A 21,364-nucleotide genomic window follows, 5' to 3' on the forward strand; every position below is an offset into this window, starting at 1 on the left:
GGCCCTCGGGGTGCGCGCGGCACCCCGGCGTGCCCGGCGCACCAGGGGCAGCGGAAGCACCCGCCCCGCCCCACCGCCTCGAACAGCACACCGCACAACCGCCCACCCGCCCATACCGAGTTCCCGGAGAACGACAGCCCATGCCAGAGCGCACCCACGAGCACGCGCACGAACACCGCCACGAACCCGACCGGGAGCACGGCCGGGACGCCACCCGCGACCACACGTACGACTACGTCGTCATCGGAGGCGGCACCGCGGGGTCCGTCATCGCCTCCCGGCTGACGGAGAACCCGGACGTCACCGTCGCGGTCATCGAGGGCGGTCCCAGCGACGTGGGCCGCGACGACGTGCTGACCCTGCGCCGCTGGATGGGCCTGCTCGGCGGCGAGCTGGACTACGACTACCCCACCACCGAGCAGCCACGCGGCAACTCGCACATCCGGCACAGCCGGGCCCGGGTCCTCGGCGGATGCTCCTCCCACAACACCCTCATCGCGTTCAAGCCGCTCCCGTCCGACTGGGACGAGTGGGAGCGGGCCGGCGCCGAGGGGTGGGGCGCGGTGCAGATGGAGGCGTACTACGCCCGGCTCAAGAACAACATCGTCCCGGTCGACGAGAAGGACCGCAACGCCATCGCCCGTGACTTCGTCGACGCCGCCCGGAGCACGCTCGGCGTGCCGCGCGTCGAGGGCTTCAACAAGAAGCCGTTCGACGACGGCGCCGGCTTCTTCGACCTCGCCTACCACCCGGAGAACAACCGGCGCTCCTCGGCGTCGGTCGCCTATCTGCACCCGGTGATGGACGAACGCCCCAACCTGACGCTCCTGCTGGAGACCTGGGCGTACCGGCTGGAGCTGAACGGCACCCGGGCCGAAGGCGTCCACGTCCGCACCAAGGACGGCGAGGAGATCCTCGTCCGGGCCCGCAACGAGGTCCTGCTGTGCGCCGGAGCCGTCGACTCGCCCCGGCTGCTGCTGCACTCCGGCATCGGTCCGAAGGCCGACCTGGAGGCGCTCGGCATACCCGTGGCGCACGACCTCCCCGGTGTCGGCGAGAACCTGCTCGACCACCCCGAGTCGGTGATCGTCTGGGAGACGGACGGGCCCATCCCGGACAACTCCGCGATGGACTCCGACGCCGGACTGTTCGTGCGCCGAGACCCCGGACACGCGGGCCCCGACCTGATGTTCCACTTCTACCAGATCCCGTTCACGGACAATCCGGAGCGCCTCGGCTACCGGCGGCCGGAGTTCGGCGTCTCGATGACCCCGAACATCCCCAAGCCGAAGAGCCGCGGCCGGCTCTACCTGACCAGCGCCGACCCGGAGGTCAAGCCCGCGCTGGACTTCCGCTACTTCACCGACGCGGACGACTACGACGCCCGCACCCTCGTCGACGGCATCCGCATCGCCCGCGAGATCGCGCGGACCGAACCGCTGGCCCACTGGCTCAAGCGCGAGGTGGCGCCCGGCCCCGACGTCACCGGTGACGAGGAGCTGAGCGAGTACGCCCGCAAGGTCGCGCACACCGTCTACCACCCGGCGGGCACCTGCCGGATGGGCGCCGCGACCGACGAACAGGCCGTGGTCGACCCCGAGTTGAGGATCCGCGGGCTGCAGGGCATCCGCATCGCCGACGCCTCCGTCTTCCCGACGATGACCGCCGTGAACCCCATGATCGGCGTGCTGATGGTGGGCGAGAAGGCGGCCGAACTGCTGGTCGAGACCAGTGAAGGGAACCACGCCCGATGAGCAGCACCGCCACACCCGAGAAGCCCCGGCCCGATACGCAGACCCCGCCCGCGGACCCGTCCGGGCAGCCGCCCGTCTTCGGCGTGCGCAACCTGTGGAAGGTCTTCGGCCCGAAGGCCGAGCGCATCCCCGCCGACCCGGAGACCGCGAGCCTCACCCAGGCCGAACTGCGCACCCGCACCGGCTGCACCGCGGCCGTCCGGGACGTCTCCTTCGACGTGCGCAAGGGCGAGGTCTTCGTCGTCATGGGCCTGTCCGGCTCCGGCAAGTCCACCCTCGTACGCTGCCTCACCCGGCTCATCGAGCCGACCTCGGGCTCCCTGGAGATCGACGGCGAGGACGTCCTCGCCATGGACCGCAACCGGCTGCGCGAGCTGCGCAGGCACCGCGCGGCCATGGTGTTCCAGCACTTCGGCCTGCTGCCGCACCGCTCGGTCCTGGACAACATCGCCTACGGCCTGGAGATCCAGGGCATGCCCAAGGCGGAACGGCGGGCCCGGGCCGAGGAGATGGTCCACAAGGTCGGCCTCGACGGCCTGGAGCTGCGCCGCCCCGGCCAGCTCTCCGGCGGTCAGCAGCAGCGCGTGGGCCTGGCACGGGCGCTCGCCTCCGACCCCGAGGTGCTGCTCTTCGACGAGCCGTTCAGCGCCCTCGACCCGCTGATCCGGCGGGACATGCAGGAGGAGGTCATCCGGCTGCACCACGAGGAGGGCCGCACCATGGTCTTCATCACCCACGACCTCAGTGAGGCGCTCCGGGTCGGCGACCGCATCGCACTGATGCGGGACGGCGAGATCGTGCAGCTCGGCACCCCCGAGCAGATCGTCGGCTCGCCCGCCGACGACTACGTCCGCGACTTCGTCCGCGACGTGCCGCGCGAGCAGGTCATGACCGTGCGTACCGCGATGCGGCCGGGCGGCTGCGGCGGCTTTGAGCACCCCGGCTCCCTCACCCCCGACACGATCGTCGTCGAGGCCGTCGGGACCGTCGCCCGCAGCGGCCGGGCCGCGTGCGTGGTGCAGGACGGCGCGTGCCTGGGGCAGGTCGACCAGATGGACCTGCTGCGGGTCGTCGCCGGACTGGACCGCGAGGAGGCGGCCGCATGACCTCCCGTCCCCACACAGCCCGTATGACCACCGGTGCCGACTCCCGTGGCCGGGGGTGGACCGCGTGAGCGCCGTCATCACGCCCGCCCCGCCGACGAAGCCGGCCGAACGGTCCGAGGAACGCGCGTCCGCCGAGCGGCGCCCCCTGCAGCGGCACCCCGTGGTGCGCCGTCTGCTGCCGCTGGCCGTCGCCGCCGCCGTGCTCGTCCCGCTCGCCGCCCTGCTGTGGGGCAGCGGAACCTGGCCGTCCGAGCTGACCGTGGACGTCCGGACACCCCTGGACGACGCCTACACCTGGGTCGTGGACAACCGGGAGACCAGCCCGGTCTTCCTCTACTTCCTGCTGCATCTGAGCAACTGGTCCGAGGGCTCCGTGAGCTGGATGACGGACCTGCTGGAGTCCCTCGGCTGGTTCCCGGTGATCGTGGCCGCCGTGCTGCTGTCCTGGCGGGCGGGCGGACTGCGCGACAAGCGCGGACCGAAGCTCGCCGGCGTCACGTTCGCCGCCTTCGCGGTGTGCGGCGTGCTCGGCATGTGGGAAGCCACCATGGAGACCCTGGCCCTGATGGCGGTCGCGGTCACCGCCTCGGCCCTGATCGGCGCGCTGCTGGGGCTGGGCGCCGGGCTGTCGGACCGCTTCGAGCGGATCCTGCGGCCGGTCCTGGACACCATGCAGATCATGCCGGCGTTCGCGTACCTGCTGCCGCTGGTACTGCTGTTCGACATCGGCGTGCCGTCCGCCCTGATCGCGACGGTCATCTACGCGGCCCCGCCGATGGCCCGGCTGACCGCGCTCGGTCTGCGGGGTGCCGACCCGTCCGTCATGGAGGCCGCGAAGTCACTGGGCACCAGCCCGTCGCAGCGGCTGCTGACGGCCCGGCTGCCGCTGGCCCGCAAGGAGGTCCTGCTCGGCCTGAACCAGACGATCATGATGGCGCTGTCGATGGTCACCATCGCCTCCGTGATCGGCGCCGGCGGCCTCGGCGAGGAGGTGTTCCGCGCACTGTCCACCGTCGACGTCGGCGGGGCGCTCGCCGCGGGCATCCCGATCGTGCTGCTGGCCGTCTGGCTGGACCGCACCACCGCCGTCGCCGGAGAGCGGCTGAGCGAGGGCGCGGCCCCGGCCGGCTCCTCCTGGCTGCACGGGTGGCGCGCCTGGGCCGTGGCCGTCGGCTCCGGTGCGGCGCTGGGCACGGTCGGGTGGCTGCTGCTGATCGCCGAGTGGCCCGAGACCTGGGCGGTCAACATCGCCCCGCCCGTCAACGACGCCGTCGGCTGGTTCACCGGCCACCTGGCCGAGGGCGTGCCCGTGCTGGGCGGTACCCGGGTCTGGGCGGACGGCTTCACCATCTGGGTGCTCGACCCGCTCCGGGACGGCCTGACCGCCCTGCCGTGGTGGCTGCTGGTGCTGCTGGCCGCGGCCCTGGCCCTGCTCGCGGGCGGCTGGGGCGCGATGTGCACGGCGGCCCTGGCGATGGCCGGGGTCGGTGTCATCGGTGTGTGGACCACCTCCCTGGACACCCTGTCGCAGGCGATCGCGGGCGTCGCCGTCACGCTCGCGCTCGGTTTCCTGATCGGCGTGGTGGCGGCCCGGGTGCCGCTGCTGAACCGCCTGCTGCGGCCGGTGCTGGACACCATGCAGACCCTGCCGCAGTTCATCTACCTGATTCCGGTGGTGGCCCTGTTCAACGTGGGCCGCTCCGCCGCCGTCGCCGCGGCCGTGCTGTACGCGCTGCCCGCCGTCGTACGGATCACGGTGCAGGGCCTGACCCAGGTCGACGCCGCGACGCTGGAGGCGGCCCGCTCCATGGGCGCGAGCTCCTTCCAGCAGATCCGCCAGGTGCAGGTGCCGCTGGCCCGGCCCGCGCTGATGCTCGCCCTCAACCAGGGCGTGGTGCTGGTGCTGGCCATGGTGATCGTCGGCGGCTTCGTAGGCTCCGGTGCCCTCGGCTACGACGTCGTCTACGGCCTGCAGAAGAGCGAGCTCGGCGTCGGCCTCGGCGCCGGTGTGGCGATCGTGCTGCTGGGCCTGGTCCTGGACCGCACCACACAGCGCCCGGGCAAGCAGGCCGGTACCCGCTAGCCCGCCGTTCCCGGGCCCCGGCCACCCGCCCGCCCGTACCCGGCCCCCAAGTCCCCTCCGCAGGGAAACCCCCTGCCTGTTCCAACCGAGAGAGACACTCACATGAAGAGCAGAAAGAACCTCCTGCGCGCCGCGACCGCCACGGCCGCCGTCCTCGCCGTCACCGGCCTGAGCGCGTGCGGTGCCGCCAAGACCGACTCCTCCTCCCCCTCCTCCTCGGGCAGCTCCGGCACGGTCACCATCGCCGTCCCGTCGTGGGTCGGCGCCGAGGCCAACGGGGCCGTGGCCAAGTACGTCCTGGAGAACGAGCTCGACACCGAGGTCGAACTGACCCAGCTCGACGAGTCGGTCGCCATCGACGGGCTCAACAGCGGCAAGGTCGACGCCGTGCTCGAGGACTGGGGCGGCGCGCCGGACAAGATCAAGCGGTACGTCGAGGACAAGAAGTCCGTCGTCGAGGGCGGCGACCTCGGCGTCACCGGCCACATCGGCTGGTTCGTGCCGAAGTACCTCGTGGACGAGCACCCGGACATCACGGACTGGAAGAACCTCAACAAGTACAGCGATCTCTTCCGCACCGCGGAGAGCGGCGACAAGGGCCAGCTGCTCGAGGGCTCACCGTCGTACACCACCAACGACGACGCGATCATCGAGAACCTCGATCTGGACCTCAAGACGGTGTACGCCGGCTCCGAGGCCGCGCAGATCACGCAGATCAAGGAGGACTACAAGGCCAAGAAGCCGTTCATCACCTACTGGTGGACGCCGCAGTGGCTGAACGCGCAGGTCGACCTGGTCGAGGTGCAGCTGCCCGAGTACGAGGAGGGCTGCGACGCCGACCCGAAGAAGATCGCCTGCGGTTACGCCCAGACGCCCCTGCAGAAGTACTTCAACGCCGACTTCGCCAAGGACGGCGGGGAGGCGGCCCGGTTCCTGAAGAACTTCAACTGGACCGCCGAGCAGCAGAACGAGGTCGCCGCGATGATCGCGGACAAGAAGATGAGCTCCGCGAAGGCGGCCGAGACCTGGGTCAAGGCCAACGAGGACGTCTGGAAGGCGTGGCTGGCCTGACCGAAGCCCCACCGCCGCACGGGGGTGGCCGTGCCCCTGGTGCTGTGGCCGGGAGGGTTCACCGGCTCCGGCAAACCCTCCCGGTCACAGCACCGGAGGCCCTCCAGGGGCGAGTCCGGCCGCGATGCCGGCCAGTGCCCGTGCGGTCCGGCGTCGCAGGCCCGGGCCGACCGTCCGGCCTTGGTCACCACCCGGTACTCCCCGGAGGAATCCGCCGGCCGACCGTCAGCCGGTTCCAGCTGCCGACGGTGGCGACCGGCGCCAGGAGGCGGCCGGCCCGTCGGCGTCGAAGCGCCGGGCGGTCTCCTTCCAGGCGCCCGGTGGATCGAGCTGCCTCTCGCCCGCCCCCTGCCCGGCGGCGGCGCCCAGGGCCCGCGGCGCGGACCGGACGTCGTCGGCCGGGAGCGTGGTACGCGCTGTCACCGTGACCGGCCCGGCGTGTAGTGACCCGGCGTCAACCGGCACGTCACGCCGAACCGGTTCCAGGCGTTGATCACCGTGATCGCGGCGATCAACCGCGCCAGCTCCGGCTCGTCGAAGAACCGGGCGGCCTTCCCGTAGACCTCGTCCGGCACGAACCCGTCGGTCAGGACCGTCACGGCCTCGGTCAGCTCGATCGCCGCCAGTTCCTTCCCGGTGTAGAAGTGGCGCGACTCCTCCCAGGCGGCGAGCTGCACGATCCGCTCCACGCTCTCGCCCGCCGCGAGCGCGTCCTTGGAGTGCATGTCCAGGCAGAAGGCGCAGTGGTTGAGCTGGGAGGCCCGGATCTTCACCAGCTCGAGCAGTTTCGGGTCGACCCCCTCACGCGACGCCGCGTCGAGCCGCACCATCGCCTTGTAGACGTCGGGGGCGAGTGCGGTCCAGTCCAGTCGGGGGGCCTCCTCGGGCGCGTACCCCGTGGCCGTACCTCCGCCGCCGGTGGCTGCCGTCGCGGTGCCGTCGTTCGTGGTCGTGGTCGTCGTCATGGCTACGAGCGTAGGAGCGAGGCAGCCCAGGAGTATGGTCCATTCGCATGGCGAAACCATGGGCCACTTCCGGTATCGACCTCCACCTGGAACCGGCCGGTCCCGGTCTGCGCCGCGGCCTGACCGAGGCCCTGCGCGAAGCGGTCCGCAGCGGCCGGCTCGCCCCCGGCACCCGGCTGCCCTCCTCCCGCGCCCTCGCCGCCGACCTGGGCATCGCCCGCAACACGGTCGCCGAGGCCTACGCCGATCTGGTCGCCGAGGGCCGGCTGACCGCACGGCAGGGCTCCGGGACCCGGGTCGCCGACCGTGCGGTGCCCCGGCCGCCCGCCCGGCGGCCCGCCCCGCAACGCCCGTCCGGGCGGCTGCGGTACGACCTCACCCCCGGCACCCCCGACCTCGCCTCCTTCCCGCGCGCCGAGTGGCTCAGGGCCTCCCGCCGGGCCCTGGCGGCCGCCCCCCACGACGCCCTCGGCTACGGCGACGCGCGGGGCCGCCCCGAACTGCGTACCGCCCTCGCGGACCACCTGGCCCGCGTACGGGGCGTGCGCGCCGACCCCGAACGCATCGTCATCTGCTCCGGGTTCGCCCACGGCCTCCACCTGCTCTGCGACATCCTGCGCGCCCGTGGCGCCCGCACCCTCGCCGTGGAGTCCTACGGCCTCGCCGAACACCGCGACCTGATCGAACGCACCGGCCTGCGCACCACTCCGGTCCCCGCCGACGCCGACCCCGGCGACGCCGCCGCGGTGCTGCTCAATCCCGCCCACCAGTTCCCCCTGGGCGGTGTCCTGCGCCCGGAGCGCCGGGCGGCCGTCATCGACTGGGCCCGCCGCACCGGTGGCCTGATCCTGGAGGACGACTACGACAGCGAGTTCCGGTACGACCGCCAGCCCGTCGGGGCGATCCAGGATCTGGACCCCGACCACGTGGTCCACCTCGGTACCGTCAGCAAGTCCCTCGCCCCCGGTCTCCGTCTGGGCTGGATGGTGCTGCCCCCGTCCCTGCTGCCGGAGGTCGTCGAGCACGGCGCGGTCCGTTCCGTCGGCGTCCTCGAACAGCTCACCTTCGCCGATTTCCTCACCTCCGGCGCCCACGACCGGCACGTGCGCGCCGCACGGCTGCGCTACCGGCGTCGCCGCGACGCCCTGGTCGACGCCCTCGCCGAGCGGGCGCCCGGCGTCCGGGTCACGGGCATCGCGGCCGGGCTGCACGCGGTGCTCCGACTTCCGCCGGGCACCGAGCAGTCGGTCGTCCGGGCGGCCGCCTGGCAGGGCCTCGCGGTCAAGGGCCTGGCGCACTTCCGCCACCCCGCCGCCGAAGTCACCCCCCTGGACGCCCTGGTCGTCGGCTACGGCACCCCGCCGGACCACGCCTGGGCGGCGACCCTGGACGCCTTGTGCCGGGCTCTTCCCTGAGGGGTGTGCCCGTCGGTCCTTCGCGACGGGCGGCCGCGCCAAGCACGCACACCCTCCCAAAGGCCCCGGAACCGGGGCCGGTCGAGCCCGCGTTCAAGGGCCCCCTGCCCACGCCCGCCGGTCGGCGCCTAGGCTGTCCGCCGCGAGCCGGGGAGCATGACGGACCGGCAGCGGTTACACGGCACACACGGGGGAGCGGAGAAGATGGCGCAGAGCACAGCCCAGAAGACGGCCCAGCAGAAGACGGCGCAGGGGGCTCAGGCACGGCGGCGGCTGCGGTCCGGCACGGTGATGCTCGGCAGCATGGGGGTCCTCGCGGCGGCCCTGTCCGCGTGCAGCTCCGATCCTGACCGCCGCTGCGTGGACCGGGACAGCTACGACCACGTCAACGGCTACAAGATCGTCGCCGACAAGAACTGCACGACGGCCTCCGGTTCCGTCGGCAAGGGCGGCAGGGCCGGTTCGGCGCAGCGTGTCGACGCCGACTGGTACTACGACGCCGATGTCAGCGGCAGCCGGGCCGAGGACGGCACCTTCAGCCGGAGCGAGGCCGTCGACCGGGGCGGTTTCGGCTCGTCCTCCGGCAAGAGGGGCGGCTGAGGACCCGGCCGAGTCAAGGAGCGAAGGGCTCACCCGTGGAACGCCGCACCATCGAACCCCGCCCCGGCTGGCAGCGGACCGTCGAGGAGCAGGGCCTGATCTACCCCCTCACCCTGCCCAAGCCGCTCGAGGCCGACCGGGCGGCGGGAATCCCCGTCCCCGACGACGCCTGGGTTCCGTACTGGGACGAGAGCGCGTACTACGTCTTCGCCATGGACGAGGTCGAGGCGCTGGAGGAGGTTGTCGAGGAACTGCACCGCATGTGTCTCGCGGCCGCCGGCCACATCGTCACCACCGGCCGCTTCGCCGACCTCGGCATCACCGACCCGCGGGTCGCCGGCGCGGTCGCCGAGGCCTGGCACCGGCGGGCCGAGCTCCCCTCCGTCTACGGCCGTTTCGACCTCCGCTACGACGGCACCGGCCCCGCGAAGCTGCTGGAGTACAACGCCGACACCCCCACCTCCCTGGTGGAGGCCGCCTCGCCCCAGTGGTTCTGGATGGAGGAACGGTTCCCCGGCGCCGACCAGTGGAACTCCCTGCACGAACGCCTCGTCGACGCCTGGCGGAAGCAGGCCGGGCTCCTCCCGCCCGGCAGCCCGCTGTACTTCGCCCACTCCTGGGACGACGTGCTCGGCGAGGACCTCATGACCGTCGCCTACCTCAAGGAGACCGCCGAGCAGGCGGGCCTCGACACCGAGTGGCTCACCGTGGAGGAGATCGGCTGGGACCGGCTCTCCGGCCGCTTCGTCGACAACAACCTCCGGTTCATCCGCAGCATCTTCAAGCTGTACCCCTGGGAATGGCTCACCACCGACCGCTTCGCCGGCCACGTCCTCGACACCCTCGACAACGGCGGCGGCACCGGCAGCACCCTGTGGATCGAGCCCGCCTGGAAGATGCTGCTGAGCAACAAGGCCCTGCTGGCGATCCTCTGGGAGCTCTACCCGGGCCACCCCAACCTCCTCCCGGCCCATCTCGACGGCCCCCGCGACCTGGCGTCGTCCACCGGCTACGTGGCCAAGCCGCTGCTCGGCCGCGAGGGCGCCGGGGTGACGGTCCACCCGCCGGGCAGCGCCCCCGTGGTCCGTGACGAACCCTGCTGCTACCAGCAGCTCGCCCCGCTGCCGGACTTCGACGGCAACCACGTCGTCCTCGGCGCCTGGACCGTCGGGGACGAGTCCGCCGGCCTCGGCATCCGCGAGTCGTCGGGCCTGATCACCGACGAGTACGCCCGCTTCCTCCCGCACGTGATCCTGTGAGCGCCCCCTGATCCGACGCCTCGGAGGGCCGCGGGCCCTTCAAGGGGCGCGGGGAACCAACCGTGCGACCAGCCACCCCGACCCCGCAGCCCGCAGCCGCCGGGCGGACGCGCCCGCTCGCATGGCGGACGCCCCACCACGGCACCCCGTGCCGCCCGGTAGGCTGACCGGCGGGCCGTGACTGGCGTGCTGGGATGGGACCGACCATCGGGAAGCGGCCCCCGGACCCGTGACCCGCCGGGACCGGCCGAGTGCCGTGCGCCTGGGCCATGCCGTGAACGCCGAACGCCACGTCCGGAGGTCCCTCATGCCCGCCGAGCCCCTCTCCACCGCTTCCACCGCCTTCCGCTCCGCCCTCGACGTGATCCGTGCCGTCGAGCCGCGCGTCGCCGACGCCATCGGCCAGGAGGTCGCCGACCAGCGCGAGATGCTCAAGCTGATCGCCTCCGAGAACTACGCCTCGCCCGCCACCCTCCTGGCCATGGGCAACTGGTTCAGCGACAAGTACGCCGAGGGCACCATCGGCCGCCGCTTCTACGCCGGCTGCCGCAATGTCGACACCGTCGAGTCGCTGGCCGCCGAGCACGCCAAGGAGCTCTTCGGCGCCCGCCACGCCTACGTCCAGCCGCACTCGGGCATCGACGCCAACCTCGTCGCCTTCTGGGCCGTCCTCGGTGCCCGCGTCGAAGTGCCCTTCCTGGAGAAGACCGGCGTCCGCCAGGTCAACGACCTCTCCGACGCCGACTGGGCCGAACTGCGGCGCGCCTTCGGCAACCAGCGCATGCTCGGCATGTCCCTGGACGCCGGTGGTCACCTCACCCACGGCTTCCGCCCGAACATCTCCGGCAAGATGTTCGACCAGCGCTCCTACGGCACCGACCCGGCCACCGGCCTGATCGACTACGAGGCGCTGCGCGCGTCCGCCCGCGAGTTCAAGCCGCTGATCATCGTCGCCGGGTACTCCGCGTACCCCCGTCTGGTGAACTTCCGGATCATGCGCGAGATCGCCGACGAGGTCGGGGCCACGCTCATGGTCGACATGGCGCACTTCGCCGGCCTCGTCGCCGGCAAGGTCCTCACCGGCGACTTCGACCCGGTCCCGCACGCCCAGATCGTCACCACCACCACCCACAAGTCGCTGCGCGGCCCGCGCGGCGGCATGGTCCTGTGCGACGACTCCCTCAAGGACCAGGTCGACCGCGGCTGCCCGATGGTCCTGGGCGGCCCGCTCCCGCACGTCATGGCCGCCAAGGCGGTCGCCCTGGCGGAGGCCCGGCAGCCCTCCTTCCAGGACTACGCCCAGCGCATCGTGGACAACTCGCGTGCCCTCGCCGACGGTCTGACGCGCCGCGGTGCCACCCTGGTGACCGGCGGCACGGACAACCACCTGAACCTGATCGACGTGGCGTCCTCCTACGGCCTCACCGGCCGCCAGGCCGAGGCCGCCCTGCTCGACTCCGGCATCGTCACCAACCGCAACGCCATCCCGGCCGACCCGAACGGCGCCTGGTACACCTCCGGCATCCGCATCGGCACCCCCGCGCTGACCACGCGCGGCCTGGGCACCGCCGAGATGGACGAGGTCGCGGGCCTGATCGACCGGGTCCTGACCACCACCGAGGCCGGCACCACCAAGTCCGGCGCCCCCTCCAAGGCGGCCCACGTCCTCGACGCGAAGACCGCGGACGAGATCTCCCACCGCGCGACCGACCTGGTGGCCGGCTTCCCGCTGTACCCGGAGATCGACCTCGGCTGACGGCGCCGACGGCCCTCAGATGCCGATCGGCTCCTGACGCGGCTCCCCGCGGGGCGGTCCGCCACGGCGGCGGACCGCCCCGCGGCGTGTCAACAGGGTCCTGGCGGCCCCGCCGCGAGCTCCGCGGCCGGCCCACCACACCACCCCCCCGGCCCGCGCACCGTCGCCGCCGAAAGCGGCGGGCTCCGGCTCCTCGCCGAGGAAGCCGTCGTCCTCCAGCCGGTCGTGGACCCGTCGCGGCGCACGGCGCCGGAGGATGTCGTCGTCCGTGACGTCCGGCGCCGGATCCGTGCGCGTCCACGGTGTGCCGTCCCCGGCCACGAGGAACCGGTCCTCGCGCGGCACCGCCACGTCGCCGCCGGGGCCCGCCGCGTCCGCGGCCGGCCCCGGGCCCCGGCCGGCCCCCGCAGCACGGTGAACCGCACCGGGGGACGGCGACCCTGCGTCCAGGCGTGTCCGGGACCCGCTCGGTGCCCGCGTGCGTCGGCTCCAGCAGGCTCCGCACCCGGTCGAAACCGGCCTCCCCGGCGTGCCGGGACGCGGCGCGCCCGCCGCCGGACCACACGACCACCGCCACGTCCGGCTCGCCGGCGGACGGCGCACCGTCCGCCGCGGCCCCCGGCGCCCCTCTCGCCCCACCCCCTTGTCGCACCCCCGCGCACGGATCGGAACCCGCCCGCTCAGGACCAGTGCCCGATCGCTCCCCGAGGCCTGAGAGAATGATGAGCATGGCCCCTGACAGTCCTCGCGTGCTCTCCGGAATCCAGCCCACCGCAGGCTCGTTCCACCTCGGCAACTACCTCGGCGCCGTGCGCCAGTGGGTGGCCCTGCAGGAGACCCACGACGCGTTCTACATGGTCGTCGACCTGCACGCGATCACGGTTCCGCAGGACCCGGCCGAGCTGCGCGCCAACACCCGGCTCGCCGCCGCCCAGCTGCTGGCCGCCGGGCTCGACCCGGAGCGCTGCACGCTCTTCGTCCAGAGCCACGTCCCCGAGCACGCCCAGCTCGCCTGGATCATGAACTGCCTCACCGGCTTCGGCGAGGCCTCCCGCATGACGCAGTTCAAGGACAAGTCCGCCAGGCAGGGCGCCGACCGCGCCTCCGTCGGCCTGTTCACGTACCCGGTCCTCCAGGTCGCCGACATCCTGCTCTACCAGGCACACGAGGTGCCGGTGGGCGAGGACCAGCGCCAGCACATCGAGCTCACCCGTGACCTCGCCGACCGCTTCAACACCCGGTTCGGTCCGACCTTCACCGTCCCCAAGCCGTACATCCTCAAGGAGACGGCGAAGATCTACGACCTCCAGGACCCGACGATCAAGATGAGCAAGTCGGCGTCCACGCCGAAGGGCCTCATCAACCTCCTCGACGACCCGAAGGCCACCGCCAAGAAGGTGAAGAGCGCGGTCACCGACACCGACACCGTGATCCGCTACGACGTCGGGAACAAGCCGGGGGTCAGCAACCTCCTGACCGTGTACTCGACCCTCACCGGAGCGGGCATCACCGAGTTGGAGGAGCGTTACGCGGGCAAGGGCTACGGGGCGCTGAAGACGGACCTCGCCGAGATCATGGTGGAGTTCGTGACCCCGTTCAGGGAGCGCACCCAGCAGTACCTCGACGACCCCGAGACGCTCGACTCGATCCTGGCCAAGGGCGCGGAGAAGGCCCGCGCCGTCGCCGCGGAGACCCTCGCCCTGGCCTACGAACGGGTGGGCTTCCTGCCCGCCAAGCACTGACCCGGCCCGGGCCGGGGCTCCCGCGGCGACCACCGCGGGAGTGAACGCGGGGCCGGTGCCGATCCGTACCACCGGCTGAGCGCCGTACATCACTCCGGCTGCGCCTGCCCGGGAGCGGGCCGTGGTCGTACAGTCGGTACGAGGGCGGCCGCTCCGGCGGCCACCCGCCGCGCACCGAACAGGCCGGGGCGGTGCCACCACCCGGGGCCGGCACCGCCACAAGGACCGAACGACGGAAACGAAGGAGACGACGTGGGGACCGTAACGATCGGTGTGTCGATCGCGGTCCCGGAGCCTCACGGCAGCCGGCTTCAGCAGCTGCGCGCGGGCTTCGGCGACGCCGCTGCTCACGGTATCCCCACGCATGTCACCCTGTTGCCGCCGACGGAGGTCGACGAGGGCGACCTGGCGGCCGTCGAGACGCATCTGAGCGAGGTCGCCGCGACCGGCCGCCCGTTCCTCATGCGGCTCTTCGGCACCGGCACCTTCCGGCCCCTGTCGCCGGTCGTGTTCGTCCGGATCGTGGAGGGCGCCGAGGCCTGCACCTGGCTGCAGAAGCAGGTGCGCGACGCGTCCGGCCCCGTCGCGCGTGAGCTGCAGTTCCCGTACCATCCGCACGTCACCGTGGCGCACGGCATAGAGGAGGCGGCGATGGACCGCGCCTTCGAGGAGCTCGCCGACTACGAGGCGCGGTGGCCCTGCACCGGCTTCGCGCTCTACGAACAGGGCGCCGACGCGGTGTGGCGCAAGCTGCGGGACTTCCCGTTCGGCTCGCCGGCGGTGCCCCCGCAGTCCGGCCGTGCCGACCGCGGTTCCGTCACCGCGTACTGACCTCCGGCCCTCCCGGGCCCTGTCGTCACGTTCCCGCCCGCCTCGCGACGCCATGCACGCTCCCCCGAGTTCTTCGTTCTTCGAGCAGGGGCCCCACTCGCCGCGAGGGGCGCCCTGCGGGCGGACGACGGGTATGCGACGGCAGGACCCGGCGCTCGGGCGTCAGAGCGGCAGCCGCCGGAACACCGCCCGGGGCAGGTGCCGCAGCGCCGACATCACCACGCGCAGTCCGCCCGGCACCCACACCGTCTCCGCGCGGCGGCGCAGCCCCAGCTCCACCGCCGTCGCGACCGCCTCCGGGGTGGTGGCGAGCGGCGCCTCGGGCAGCGCGGCGGTCGTCCGGGTACGGACGAAGCCGGGACGTACGACCATGACGTGCACACCCGTGCCGTACAGCGCGTCGCCGAGGCCCTGGGCGAAGGTGTCCAGGCCGGCCTTGCTGGAGCCGTAGATGAAGTCCGCGCGGCGGGCCCGCTCCCCGGCGACGGACGACAGCACCACCAGGGAGCCGTGCCCCTGGTTCTGGAGGGCGCCGGCGCACACGAGGCCCGAGGAGACCGCGCCGGTGTAGTTGGTCTGCGCGACCCGGACGGCGGCCCGGGGCGACCGCTCGTCGTGGGCCTGGTCGCCGAGGGTGCCGAAGGCGAGCAGCACCATGTCGATGTCACCCTCCGCGAAGACCTTGCCGAGGACGCTCTCGTGGGAGGCGTGGTCCAGGGCGTCGAAGGCGACGGTGCGCACCTGAGCGCCCAGGCGGCGCAGCTGCTCCGCGGCCCGGTCCAGCGCGGGGGAGGGCCGGCCCGCCAGCCACACCGCGCGGGTGCGGCGGGCGATCAGCCGGCGCGCGGTGGCCAGCGCGATCTCGGACGTACCGCCGAGGACGAGCAGGGACCGGGGCAGCCGGGCCGCGGCGGGAGCCACGCGGCCCCATCCCGTGGGGGAGACGGTGTCATCAGGCATGTCGGTGACCGTATCGCCCCTGTATGGGTGATTAGTTTTGAAACCTCGCTCCACTCCCCGGAACGGGTGATTAATGGGATGTCGTTCCGGACATGGGACTTCCCCGGCGGGGGCAGAGGCGGTTCATGGACTGGCTGAAGAGACTCCCGGTCGTCGGCCCGTGGGCCACGCGGCTGATGCTCACGCACGCGTGGCGTTCGTACGAGCGGATGGAACGGGTGGCCTGGACGCGGCTGGCCGCCGCGATGACGTTCACCAGCTTCGTCGCGCTGTTCCCGCTGCTCACCGTCGTCGCGGTGGTCGGCGCCGCCATGCTCAGCCAGGAGCAGCAGGACGCCCTCCAGGAGAAGATCGCCGAGCAGGTGCCCGGTATCTCCGACCAGCTGGACATCGCCGGCCTGGCGGACAACGCCGGCACCATCGGTCTCATCGCCGGTGCCGCCCTGCTGTTCACCGGCATCAGCTGGGCCGGATCGACGCGCGAGTGCCTGCGCGCGGTGTGGGAGCTGCCCGAACCGGAGGAGAACCCCCTCCTGCGCAAGGCCAAGGACGCGGGCATCCTCGTCGGGCTCGGCGGCGCGGTCCTGGTCACCCTGGCCGCCTCCATGGTCGCCTCGACGGCGGTCGACCGGATCAGTGACGCCATCGGGCTGGAGAAGGGCGGCTGGGGCGGGATCGTGCTGCGGATCGCGGCCTTCGCCGTCGCCGTGGGCGCCGACTTCCTGCTCCTGCTGTACGTCCTGGCGCCACTGCCCGGCGTCGAACCCGCCCGCCGCCGTCTGGTCGTGGCCGCGCTCATCGGCGCGGTCGGCTTCGAACTGCTGAAACTGCTGCTCAGTGGCTATGTGCAGGGCGTCGCAGCGAAGAGCATGTACGGCGCGTTCGGCGTTCCGGTCGCCCTGCTGCTGTGGATCAACCTCACCATGAAACTGATCGTGTTCTGCGCCGCCTGGACAGCGACGCAGAACAAGGAGGAGGGGGACGGGCAGGTCACGGACGCGGCCGGCGGCGCACCAGATCCGGCAGCGGCCAGCGGCGGTTGACCAGGAACGCCCCGCCCGCGAGCAGTACCAGCACCCCGCCCGTGACGGCGAGCGCGGTCCCGACGCCACCGGCCCCGCTCCCGGCCGCGGCGCTCGCCACCGGCCGGGTGCCCACGGCGCCGGGCACCCCTTCGCCCGCGCCGCCCGCCTCACCGGGGGAGGCGCCGGCGCCCGGCCGGGCATCGGCCCGCACGGCGCTCCTGGGCGGCACCAGCTCACCCACCGGATCGACCTTGCCGACCGCCTTGAACCCCCAGTCGAACAGCCGCGCGGTCTCCTTGTAGACCCCGTTGCTCTCCTTCTTCTGCGGATTCATCACGGTGACGAGCAGGACCCTGCCGTCCTGCTCGGCGACCCCGGTGAAGGTGGCGCCCGCGTTGGTGGTGTTGCCGTTCTTCACTCCGGCGATGCCCTTGTAGACGGGCACGTCGTAGTCGCCGGACAGCAGCCGGTTGGTGTTCTGGATCTCGAAGGACCCGCGGACCTTCTTGCCCTTCTTGTTCTTCTTCGTCTCACCGGGGAAGTCCGCGCGGACCGTCGAGGCGTACTCCCGGAAGTCCTTCTTCTGCAGCCCGGAGCGGGCTATCAGGGTCAGGTCGTACGCGGACGACACCTGGCCCTCGGCGTCGTAGCCGTCGGGGCTCATCACGACCGTGTCGAGGGCCTGGAGCTCCTCGGCGTGCTCGTTCATCTCCTCGACGGTGTTCTCGAGGCCCTCGTTCATGGCGGACAGCACCCTGACCGCGTCGTTGCCGGAACGGAGGAAGACGCCGAGCCACAGGTCGTGGACGGTGTACGTCTCGTCCTCCTTGATCCCGACCATGCTGGAGCCCGGACCGATGCCGGCCAGGTCGGAGGACTCGACCCTGTGCTTCGTCGAACCGGGCCACTTCGGCAGCAGGGTGTCGGCGAACAGCATCTTCAGGGTGCTCGCCGGGGCCAGCCGCCAGTGCGCGTTGTGCGCGGCGAGCACCTCGCCGGACTCCGCGTCGGCGACGATCCAGGACCGGGCCGACAGGTCCTTCGGCAGCACGGGCACGCCGCTCGCGAGGTTGACCTGGGTCCCCGCCTGCCCGAGCCGGGCGCCGCCCACCGTCGACATCTCGGCCGGAGGAACGGCCTTGGACCCCTTCGACGGGTCCGCCGAGGGCTTGGACGAAGCCGAGGGCCTGGACGAGGGGGTGGACGACGGGCCCGGGGCCGCGAGGGCGACGGGAGCGGTCAGCGCGGTGGACACCAATATGGCGGAAGTGACCAACAGTGAGCGCCGGATGGGGTTTTTGGGTGCAGGCACGGTCGGAAACGTACATGCAGTGCCTGAGGAAGTCCCCCCTCCCTCCCCACCCCGCGAACGGAACCGGACACCGGCCGGTGATACTGGACCCATGCCGTGCCCACCCGGGGGACACCCCCCGGGGCCCTGGCCGAATCCGGGCGCCCGGTGTTGCGATGAAAGGTCAGATCTGGTGAAACTCAGCCGCCCCGTCTCCTGGTTCCTGCTCGTCTTCGGGGTGTGGAGCTGGATCATCTGGATCACTTTCGTCAGGAACCTGGTCAAGGACGGCAGCGGGCTGGCCTTCGACGACGGCGAGCCGACGGCGTACTTCTGGGTCCATCTGCTGCTGGCCGCCGTCTCCTTCGTATGGGGGACGGTCATCGGGGGCATCGGGTTGCGCGGTCTGCGCGCACTGAGCCGGGCGTCACGGACGTCGTAACGGAAAACTGGGGAACACCGCACCGTGGCCATAGCCTTCGTACTCATCGCCCTGCTGGTCCTGTCCGTCCTGGTGACGGGCAACTGGTACCTGTGGCGCCGTCTGTTCCGTGACACGACCCGGGCCCCGGGCACCGTGCGCCGCATCGGCGTGGTGGTGATCGCCGGAGGCTGGGCGGTGACCTTCGCGGCGTTCTTCGCCACACGCAGCGATGTCCCGTTCCGGCTCAAGCAGGTCCTGGCCTGGCCCGGTTACCTCTGGCTGGCCCTGTGCCTCTACCTCCTCCTCGCGGTGCTCGTGGGCGATGCCGTCCGCCCGGTGCTGCGCCGGGTCCTGGAGCGCCGGGCACGGCGCACGGCGGCCGCCCCGCCGAACCAGGAGCCGACGCCGGCACCGGCGGGCGCGACGGCCACCGCTGCCGCACCGGCCGCGACGGCACCGGGAACACCGGCACCGGCGACATCGCGGCCGGCGGACGCGGACGTCCCCGGGACGACCGGGACCGCGACCTCCGCGCCCGTCTCCGACGCTCCTGACGCGCCGGAGGAGCCCACCACCCCGGTGGAGCCCGCCGGTCCCTCCCGGCGGCTGTTCGTCTCCCGGGTGGTCGCCGGGGCCGCCGCCGCGGCGGCCGTCGGAACGGTCGGGTACGGCACGTACGGCACGGTGCGCGGGCCGAAGGTGAAGCGGGTCACCGTGCCGCTCGCCAAGCTGCCCCGCGCGGCGCACGGTTACCGGATCGCCGTGGTCAGCGACATCCACCTGGGGCCGGTCCTCGGCCGGGGCTTCGCGCAGAAGGTCGTCGACACGATCAACTCGACCCAGCCCGACCTGATCGCCGTCGTCGGCGACCTGGTGGACGGCACGGTCAAGGAACTCGGTCCGGCCGCGGCCCCGCTGGCGCAGCTGAGGGCACGGCACGGCTCCTTCTTCGTCACCGGGAACCACGAGTACTTCTCCGGTGCCGAGGAGTGGGTCGACGAGGTGCGCCGACTCGGCCTGAACCCGCTGGAGAACGCGCGCACGCACCTCCCGCACTTCGACCTCGCCGGCGTGAACGACCTGGCCGGCGAGGACGAGGGCCAGGGGCCCGACTACGCACGTGCGCTCGGCGACCGGGACCGGGCCCGCGCCTGCGTGCTTCTCGCCCACCAGCCGGTGATGGTCCACGAGGCCGTCGACCACGGTGTCGACCTCCAGCTCTCCGGCCACACCCACGGCGGCCAGCTCTGGCCCGCCAGCTACCTCGCCGCCGCCGCCAACCCGACCCTCGCGGGCCTGGACCACTACGGCGACACCCAGCTGTACGTCAGCCGCGGCGCAGGCGCCTGGGGCCCGCCGACCCGGATCGGCGCGCCGTCGGACATCACGGTGATCGAACTGGCGTCGAAGCAGACCTGACGGCCCCGCCGCGGGGGCCCGGGTGCCACCCCGGGCCCCCGCGGTACGGCCCGGTGCCCCGGACTCCGCGGCCCAGGACCGTTCCGCGCGCTCAGCACCCGTCCCGGAAGGCGGTCGGCAGCGGGTCGGTCCGGTCCGCCGTGCCGGTCGGCACCGCGACCGGCTCCTCCCGTGAGGGCGCGGAGAGCGCCGGGTCCGCTCCCCACGCCTCTGACTCCGCCCGCACCGGAAGGGTCACCGTGACCGTCAGACCCTTGCCGGGGGCGGTCCGTACCGTCACCTCGCCGCCGTGTGCGTGGACCACGCCCTGCACGATCGCCATGCCGAGACCGCTGCCCGCGCCGCCGCCGGCCCGGAAGAAGCGGTCGAAGAGGCGTGCAGCGTCCTCGGGGCCGAGCCCCGGGCCGTCGTCCGCCACGCACAGCCGCACGGCCCCGCCGGCGCGGGTCACCCCGAGCCGTACCGGCACCTCGGCGGGTGTGTGCGTCCGCACGTTGCCCAGCAGGTTGCCCAGCACCTGTCGCAGCCCGGACTCGTCGGCCCGTACCAGCACCGTGCCGCCGGCGTCGACCGTCACCGGCCGCTCCGGCTGCTGCACCCGCAGGTCCTCGGCCGCGTCCCGCGCCAGACGGCACACGTCCACGTTCCGCAGCCGCAGTTCGGGCCGCTGGTCGAGGCGGGCCAGCACGAGCAGTTCGTCCACGAGCCGCGCCATGCGGTCGGACTCCGCCAGCATCCTGTCCCAGGCCCGCCGCCGCTCCACCGGCTCCCGCAGCATCCCCCGGTCGTACAACTGGAGGTAGCCGCGGATCGCCGCCAGCGGCGTGCGCAGTTCGTGCGAGGCGTCGGCGACGAACCGGCGCAGCTGGGCCGCGCTGCGCTCACGCGTGCGGTACGCCGACTCGACCTGCTGGAGCATCGAGTTCAGGGCGAGCCGCAGCTGCTCCACCTCCAGGATGGGATCCCGGCTGGAGGGCACGCGCCGGGTCAGATCGCCCTCGGCGATCGCCGACGAGGTCTCCACCATGTCCTCCAGCGGCCGCATCCGGCGCCTCACGCTGACCATCGTCAGACAGGCCAGCAGCGCCAGGAGCAGCGTCCCGATGGCCACGTCGAGCCTGACCACCTTGGCGACCCCGGCGTGGAGGGACTCGGTGGAGGTGGCGATCAGGATGTACGTGCCGTCCCCGAGCCGGGTGGCCGTGGCGCGGTAGCCGGTGCCCCGGACCGTGAGGTCGTGCGGCTCGGGGTCACGGACCAGGGAGCGCGGGTCGCCGACCTCGTCCGCCAGGGCGCGCTGGGCCTCGGTCGGCTCGAAGCCGAGGATGCCCACGGTCTCGCCCCCGGAGTCGACGGCGGCGAAGATCGAGTCGGGACGGTTCTCGCCGCTCTCCGCCGGGTTCGCCCGCTCGGTGAGGAAGCTCAGCACGCTCAGCGAGTCGATCTGCCGCAGCGTCAGCCGGGAGCCGCCGAGCGAGTCGCGGCTCCGGGTCAGCTCCGTGTCGATCTGGTCGAGCAGGTAGTACCGCATGCCCAGCACGCTCACCAGGGTCGCCGCCGTGATGCCGATGGCGAGCAGTACCAGGTTCGCCAGTGTCAGCCGGCCGCGCAGGGAGTGGATGCCCCGCTCGCAGCGCACCAGGCGGCGCAGCCGGGCGAGTCG

General features: G+C 72.7%; 19 protein-coding genes. 13 read left to right on the plus strand and 6 right to left on the minus strand.

Annotated elements, in window-relative coordinates:
- Positions 1 to 140: 140 nt before the first annotated feature.
- The 4 genes from ACWZEH_RS21520 to ACWZEH_RS21535 all read left to right on the plus strand — a co-directional run bounded on the left by ACWZEH_RS21520 (position 141) and on the right by ACWZEH_RS21535 (position 6,014).
- The gene (locus tag ACWZEH_RS21520; protein ID WP_456192748.1) at positions 141 to 1,754 is read left to right on the plus strand and encodes a GMC family oxidoreductase; all 1,614 of its coding nucleotides are present in this window, start codon (positions 141 to 143) and stop codon (positions 1,752 to 1,754) included.
- Complete coding sequence (locus ACWZEH_RS21525) at positions 1,751 to 2,860, plus strand: quaternary amine ABC transporter ATP-binding protein (RefSeq protein WP_456192749.1); 1,110 nt, start codon at positions 1,751 to 1,753, stop codon at positions 2,858 to 2,860. Before ACWZEH_RS21520 ends, ACWZEH_RS21525 begins: the two co-directional genes overlap by 4 nt.
- 64 nt (positions 2,861 to 2,924) lie before the next feature.
- Positions 2,925 to 4,943 (plus strand): ABC transporter permease, encoded by a 2,019-nt coding sequence (locus ACWZEH_RS21530; RefSeq protein WP_456192750.1) that lies wholly within the window; start codon positions 2,925 to 2,927, stop codon positions 4,941 to 4,943.
- Positions 4,944 to 5,045: 102 nt separating this feature from the next.
- The gene (locus ACWZEH_RS21535; RefSeq protein ID WP_456192751.1) at positions 5,046 to 6,014 is read left to right on the plus strand and encodes an ABC transporter substrate-binding protein; all 969 of its coding nucleotides are present in this window, start codon (positions 5,046 to 5,048) and stop codon (positions 6,012 to 6,014) included.
- A gap of 225 nt (positions 6,015 to 6,239) precedes the next feature.
- On the opposite strand, the gene ACWZEH_RS21540 is transcribed toward ACWZEH_RS21535, so the two are convergent.
- Together ACWZEH_RS21540 and ACWZEH_RS21545 are read right to left on the minus strand one after the other, a co-directional pair.
- Positions 6,240 to 6,437, minus strand: a complete 198-nt coding sequence (locus ACWZEH_RS21540) for a hypothetical protein (RefSeq protein ID WP_456192752.1) — start codon at positions 6,435 to 6,437, stop codon at positions 6,240 to 6,242.
- Positions 6,434 to 6,979 carry a carboxymuconolactone decarboxylase family protein gene (locus ACWZEH_RS21545; RefSeq protein ID WP_456192753.1) on the minus strand — a complete coding sequence of 182 codons (546 nt, stop codon included), beginning with the start codon at positions 6,977 to 6,979 and terminating at the stop codon, positions 6,434 to 6,436. The genes ACWZEH_RS21540 and ACWZEH_RS21545 overlap by 4 nt, the downstream gene beginning before the upstream one ends.
- 47 nt (positions 6,980 to 7,026) lie before the next feature.
- On the opposite strand from ACWZEH_RS21545, the gene pdxR reads away from it, so the two are divergent.
- From pdxR to ACWZEH_RS21565, 4 genes are all read left to right on the plus strand, one after another.
- Positions 7,027 to 8,394, plus strand: a complete 1,368-nt coding sequence (pdxR, locus tag ACWZEH_RS21550) for a MocR-like pyridoxine biosynthesis transcription factor PdxR (protein ID WP_456192754.1) — start codon at positions 7,027 to 7,029, stop codon at positions 8,392 to 8,394.
- A 204-nt stretch (positions 8,395 to 8,598) separates the two neighbouring features.
- On the plus strand, positions 8,599 to 8,994 hold the full coding sequence (locus ACWZEH_RS21555; RefSeq protein ID WP_456192755.1) for a hypothetical protein: 396 nt from the start codon (positions 8,599 to 8,601) through the stop codon (positions 8,992 to 8,994).
- A 35-nt stretch (positions 8,995 to 9,029) separates the two neighbouring features.
- Positions 9,030 to 10,253, plus strand: a complete 1,224-nt coding sequence (locus ACWZEH_RS21560; RefSeq protein WP_456192756.1) for a glutathionylspermidine synthase family protein — start codon at positions 9,030 to 9,032, stop codon at positions 10,251 to 10,253.
- A 307-nt stretch (positions 10,254 to 10,560) separates the two neighbouring features.
- Complete coding sequence (locus ACWZEH_RS21565; protein WP_456192757.1) at positions 10,561 to 12,009, plus strand: glycine hydroxymethyltransferase; 1,449 nt, start codon at positions 10,561 to 10,563, stop codon at positions 12,007 to 12,009.
- A 15-nt stretch (positions 12,010 to 12,024) separates the two neighbouring features.
- Here the strand turns inward: ACWZEH_RS21565 and ACWZEH_RS21570 are convergent, their stop codons facing one another.
- On the minus strand, positions 12,025 to 12,360 hold the full coding sequence (locus ACWZEH_RS21570; protein ID WP_456192758.1) for a hypothetical protein: 336 nt from the start codon (positions 12,358 to 12,360) through the stop codon (positions 12,025 to 12,027).
- A gap of 377 nt (positions 12,361 to 12,737) precedes the next feature.
- Between ACWZEH_RS21570 and trpS the strand changes: the two genes are divergently transcribed.
- Positions 12,738 to 13,751 carry a tryptophan--tRNA ligase gene (gene trpS / locus ACWZEH_RS21575; protein ID WP_456192759.1) on the plus strand — a complete coding sequence of 338 codons (1,014 nt, stop codon included), beginning with the start codon at positions 12,738 to 12,740 and terminating at the stop codon, positions 13,749 to 13,751.
- 252 nt (positions 13,752 to 14,003) lie between these two features.
- Complete coding sequence (locus ACWZEH_RS21580; protein WP_456192760.1) at positions 14,004 to 14,582, plus strand: 2'-5' RNA ligase family protein; 579 nt, start codon at positions 14,004 to 14,006, stop codon at positions 14,580 to 14,582.
- Positions 14,583 to 14,744: 162 nt separating this feature from the next.
- Here ACWZEH_RS21580 and ACWZEH_RS21585 read toward each other — a convergent pair whose 3' ends face one another.
- On the minus strand, positions 14,745 to 15,542 hold the full coding sequence (locus ACWZEH_RS21585; protein ID WP_456192761.1) for a decaprenylphospho-beta-D-erythro-pentofuranosid-2-ulose 2-reductase: 798 nt from the start codon (positions 15,540 to 15,542) through the stop codon (positions 14,745 to 14,747).
- A gap of 125 nt (positions 15,543 to 15,667) precedes the next feature.
- Here ACWZEH_RS21585 and ACWZEH_RS21590 point away from each other — a divergent pair, with 125 nt between their 5' ends.
- Positions 15,668 to 16,585, plus strand: coding sequence for a YihY/virulence factor BrkB family protein (locus ACWZEH_RS21590; protein ID WP_456192762.1), 918 nt, complete (start codon positions 15,668 to 15,670; stop codon positions 16,583 to 16,585).
- On the opposite strand, the gene ACWZEH_RS21595 is transcribed toward ACWZEH_RS21590, so the two are convergent.
- Positions 16,533 to 17,879, minus strand: coding sequence for a D-alanyl-D-alanine carboxypeptidase family protein (locus ACWZEH_RS21595; protein WP_456192763.1), 1,347 nt, complete (start codon positions 17,877 to 17,879; stop codon positions 16,533 to 16,535). The two genes, ACWZEH_RS21590 and ACWZEH_RS21595, sit on opposite strands and share 53 nt — an antisense overlap.
- A gap of 172 nt (positions 17,880 to 18,051) precedes the next feature.
- Between ACWZEH_RS21595 and ACWZEH_RS21600 the strand changes: the two genes are divergently transcribed.
- Both ACWZEH_RS21600 and ACWZEH_RS21605 read left to right on the plus strand, forming a co-directional pair.
- Complete coding sequence (locus tag ACWZEH_RS21600) at positions 18,052 to 18,300, plus strand: SCO4848 family membrane protein (RefSeq protein ID WP_456192764.1); 249 nt, start codon at positions 18,052 to 18,054, stop codon at positions 18,298 to 18,300.
- A gap of 24 nt (positions 18,301 to 18,324) precedes the next feature.
- Positions 18,325 to 19,701: a metallophosphoesterase gene (locus tag ACWZEH_RS21605; RefSeq protein ID WP_456192765.1), complete on the plus strand. Its 1,377-nt coding sequence runs from the start codon at positions 18,325 to 18,327 to the stop codon at positions 19,699 to 19,701.
- A gap of 91 nt (positions 19,702 to 19,792) precedes the next feature.
- Here ACWZEH_RS21605 and ACWZEH_RS21610 read toward each other — a convergent pair whose 3' ends face one another.
- A complete protein-coding gene (locus ACWZEH_RS21610; RefSeq protein WP_456199749.1) occupies positions 19,793 to 21,340 on the minus strand; it encodes a sensor histidine kinase in 1,548 nt (515 codons plus the stop codon).
- Between the last annotated feature and the right edge of the window lie 24 nt (positions 21,341 to 21,364).

Source organism: Streptomyces yamdrokensis (assembly GCF_053890455.1).